General features: G+C 58.4%; 3 protein-coding genes. 1 reads left to right on the top strand and 2 read right to left on the bottom strand.

Features of this window, described 5'->3' with window-relative positions; translation table 11 throughout:
• Positions 1-986: Fic family protein (locus tag AD944_RS00820; protein WP_169796347.1), on the top strand; the 986-nt coding region annotated here is incomplete at its 5' end.
• Between the two features lie 114 nt (positions 987-1,100).
• On the opposite strand, the gene AD944_RS00825 is transcribed toward AD944_RS00820, so the two are convergent.
• Entirely contained in the window at positions 1,101-1,784 is a 684-nt protein-coding gene (locus tag AD944_RS00825; protein ID WP_045542048.1) for a YoaK family protein, read from the bottom strand.
• 2 nt (positions 1,785-1,786) lie between these two features.
• Positions 1,787-3,046 (bottom strand): cation:proton antiporter, encoded by a 1,260-nt coding sequence (locus AD944_RS00830; protein ID WP_045542049.1) that lies wholly within the window; start codon positions 3,044-3,046, stop codon positions 1,787-1,789.
• Positions 3,047-3,187 lie beyond the last annotated feature (141 nt).

Below are 3,187 nucleotides of genomic sequence, written 5' to 3' on the forward strand. Positions count from 1 at the left end.
TTGCGCGGGCAGCAGTCTGGCTGACCAATCGGGAGAGCAGGGCGAGCTTTGCAATTGAGGGCGAGGCAGACCAGACCGACAAGATTGCCCTCTTCAGCCATGTACTGGCAACCCGGACCGGCAAGGGTGAAATCCCGCTTCTCGGTCCGGCGCTGATTGAGCTGCAGAAGGATATAATTGGCCCGAAAACGTTCATCAGCAGTTTCGGTCCCAGAAAATCACCTGTTTTTGTAGGCGAGAACACGATACGCGGGGAAGTCGTACATTATGTAGCGCCACCACCGGAAGACCTGAAGGATATGCTTGATGGACTTGCGGCTTTCCTCAAAAAAACCCAGGGGCAGTCACCCATCCTGCGTGCTGCAGTCGTCTCCTTCGGCTTTGTCTATATTCACCCCCTGGCAGACGGGAATGGTCGGACACATCGTTATCTCATCAATGACATTCTCTGCCGGGATAACGCTATCCCGGATGGTGTCATCATTCCGGTTTCTGTTGCCATTATGGCCGATAAGACGAGCAGGCGTCACTACGATGCGATCCTTGAACGCTTCTCAAACCCTCTGATGAGGGTCGCACGTCCGCATGTGTCTTTCGCGTCGCAAAATAAAACCTATCCGGACGGTATTCAGTCCAACCTCGTATTTACTGGCGATGAAGCTGCCCGGCCAGCGTGGCGCTATCCGGACCTTGCCCGGCATGTCGATTATCTTGGGCACGTTATCAGACTTACGATGGACGAGCACATGCAGGAGGAGGCTGACTATCTCCGGTGTCACTATACGGCGCGCGGGCTGATCAAGGCCGTGCTGGACATGCCGGACAAGGATGCCGACCGCATCATTCGAAGCCTGCAATCCAACAACTTCATCGTCAGCAAGGGCCTGCGGAAGGAATTCTCAGGACCTGAAGTCGTCCGCCAGGTCACAGATGACGAATGGGAAGGCTTTGCTGAGGGCGTGAGGTCGGCTTTCCGGAATGGCTGATACCCTGCCTGGGTATCACCTTTACTACCCGAACCGGCGGCAGGCCCCGTCGCATTCAGGCTGTTCGTCTAGGCGTTGCGATATTTGCAGTAAGACGGTTGAAAGCAGGATTTTTCAGTTGTCATCCTGCCCGGCCTGTTCCGTTGTCCGAATATCCCAGCAGAGAAAGGCCAGGAACGGAAGGGGCCATAAAAAGGGAAAGCTACCATGCCGCGCCAGCCCTGCCGTAGCCGCCATGACGCCTGCCAGAAAGGCAATCCATGAGAGCAGCGGCAGCAGGATGCTGCCCGCAACGGGCCGACTGACCGTTTGAGGCGCAATGCGTGACGCCGCCCATTCTGCGATTCCCGACGCGGCCTTCAGCAGGTTTGTTGTCACGACGATCGTGGGCATGGGCGTGCCGGAAAACTTCGCGATCGTCTCTCCCTGAACGGCGAGAAGTGCCGGTAGAATCAGAAACTCTCCCCAATACCGCAGGGGAGATCCGTGAGCGATCTGTGCGAGCACCATGAGCAGGGTCATGATCATGACCCCGCGGGCCGGCAGCCATAACAGGCGCACGAGACTCGACATTATGGCGGCAAGGAAAAACAGTCCCAGCACAGCCGTCAGAAGCAGCCCGTGCCGCCAGTTTCCATCAGTCAGCGAAGCGCCCATATGGGTGGTATTGCCGGTCATGGCGCCGGCAAAGACACCGCCCAGATCGACAAAGCTCAGAGCATCGACGTACCCGGCGACAAGTCCGAGAATAAAAACACGCCGGGCGGAAATCGGGACAGGAAGAAGAGGAGAAGACATTGCTATGCGCGTATGCCGGATGAAGGATAGAGCTTTCGGGCAACCCGTTCCATGGTCAGGCCCTGCACGATGATGGTGAACACCACCACGCCATAGCAGACCGGCAGCAGCAGGTTGCGCAATTCTCCGGGCGGTAGACCTAGCGCCAGTGAGACCGAGATGCCCCCACGCAGGCCGCCCCAGGTCAGGATGCCAAGAACGCGCCCACGCTCCCATTGCCGGAGATGAACCGGAAGGGTCGAGAACAGCACGCTCAATGCCCTTACCGCAATGGAGAGCGGGATCACGGCAAGCGTCGCCAGAACCGTAAACAGATGCGGCGTGATCTCAAGGATTTCAAAGCCGATCAGCATGAACAGCAGGACGTTCAGTACCTCGTCGATGAGGTTCCAGGCGATGTCGAGTTCCTTGCGGGACGCCTCATCGAAAACGGAATGGCTGTAGCTGGTTCCGAAACAGAGACCGGCCACGACGACGGCGATCGCGCCTGACATGCCAAGCTGATTGGCGATGCTGAAGGTTCCGGTCGCCAAAGCCAGCGATGTCAGCAGATCGATATGTGGATCCCGCTGCGCCTTGAGCACACGGAGCGCGATCCATCCGGTCAGTGCACCCAGCAGACCGCCACCAACCGCCTCACGACAGAAGCTGAACGCGATCTCCGAAGCTGTCACGCCCTGACTGTTTCCGGTCGCCAGTCCGATCGTCACACCGAAAATGACAACGCCCACGCCGTCGTTGAACAGACTCTCGCCAGCGAAAACGGCCTGAAGCGGCCCCGGCAGTCCCAGACGCTTCAGCATACCCACGACCGAGACCGGGTCGGTGGGTGCGAGGATGGCACCCAGCACGATGCACCATGCGAAGGGAAAGGTGTGGCCCAGCAGCGGGAAGACAGACCATGCCGCGATCGCCAGAAAGGCGACAGCCAGCACGGTCCCCAGGACAGAGAGGGCCGTGACCGATGCCAGCCTGGCGCGCAGATGCCCTACATCGACCTGCATGGCCCCGGCAAACAGAAGAAGCGACAGAGCGCCATTCAGAAGTGCCGCAGGCAGATTGATGGCGCCGAGCACAGATCGTGGGAGAGCCTGAAGATCATAGACCGGAATCAGTGGATTCAGGATCATGACCAGCAGGGACGCCAGCAATGAAAAGACCAGAACACCAATCGTGACAGGAAGGCGAAGCGTGTGGTGATTGAGAATGCTGAAGCCCGCCGAGAGTGTCAGCAGTAGGGCAAGGAGGCTGATCGTATCCATACCCCTCCGCTGGCCTCTCTGGTGCTGTGCGTCAAGGAAAACCGGGACATGGTTCGCTATTGAAAAAGCATAATGCTTTGTTGAGTGACCGACATGGGGGGAAGAACGAACCCGCTGCGCGGGATTGGTGCGGTGTGCAGG

Origin of the sequence: Acetobacter tropicalis (assembly GCF_001580915.1) — a bacterium.
GTDB classification, from domain to species: Bacteria; Pseudomonadota; Alphaproteobacteria; order Acetobacterales; family Acetobacteraceae; genus Acetobacter; species Acetobacter tropicalis.

Bases quoted from the DNA above. Each gene is read 5' to 3' on its own strand.
- AD944_RS00830 (WP_045542049.1), bottom strand. From the start codon at position 3,046: ATGGATACGATCAGCCTCCTTGCCCTACTGCTGACACTCTCGGCGGGC.
- AD944_RS00825 (WP_045542048.1), bottom strand. From the start codon at position 1,784: ATGTCTTCTCCTCTTCTTCCTGTCCCGATTTCCGCCCGGCGTGTTTTT.